The sequence below is a fragment of the Terribacillus saccharophilus genome (assembly GCF_002272075.1).
In the GTDB taxonomy this organism is placed as follows: Bacteria; Bacillota; Bacilli; order Bacillales; family Amphibacillaceae; genus Terribacillus; species Terribacillus saccharophilus_A.
The window spans coordinates 1-618 of sequence record NZ_NPBJ01000050.1 but is presented as its reverse complement, the minus strand read 5'-3'; the positions used below and the strand labels follow the sequence as shown (position 1 = coordinate 618).

At 42.1% G+C, this 618-nt stretch carries 1 protein-coding gene; it reads right to left on the bottom strand.

What is annotated here, in order from left to right; translation table 11 throughout:
• On the bottom strand, positions 1 to 618 hold a 618-nt coding region (locus CHH48_RS19100; RefSeq protein WP_141230094.1), incomplete at both ends, for an IS3 family transposase.

The following is a 618-nucleotide window of genomic DNA, read 5'->3' as shown; positions in this document are numbered from 1 at the left end:
AATGTATTGTTCGACAGTACGTTCTACGATTGCAGTCGTAGTTCGATCTATACTGTTAAGGTAGAACGTTTCAGACTTTAGTGTGGAATGAAACGATTCGATGGAGGCATTATCAGCGGGCGTCCCTTTGCGGGACATGCTCATGGTAATGCCTTTTGCTTTAATTGCCTCCTGATACTCAAATGAAGTATAGACAGATCCTTGATCGCTATGTAACACACAGTTCTCTGGTAATAAGGGCAGCTGAGCGAGTGTATCCAATACAAAGGCTGTATCCTGCTTATCTCCAATCGTAGAAGCGATCACTTCGCCATTGTATAAGTCCAATATACTGGAGAGATATAATTGTTTCTGCCCAAAAGGTAAATAAGTAATATCGGTTACGAGCTTCTCAAGTGGACGATCGGACCGAAAGTTCCGATCCAAGATATTTTCTGCAACGCTATAGGGCTGTCCTGTGTTCTTTCGTTTCTTCACTTTAACACGACACTGCCAATTATTTTTCTGCATGATACGCTGCACTGCTTTGTGATTAACGCAGAGTTCCTGTCTTAGTAAGGCAGTAATTTTTCGGTATCCGTATCGATACTTATTCTTACGGCACAACGTGCCTATTTG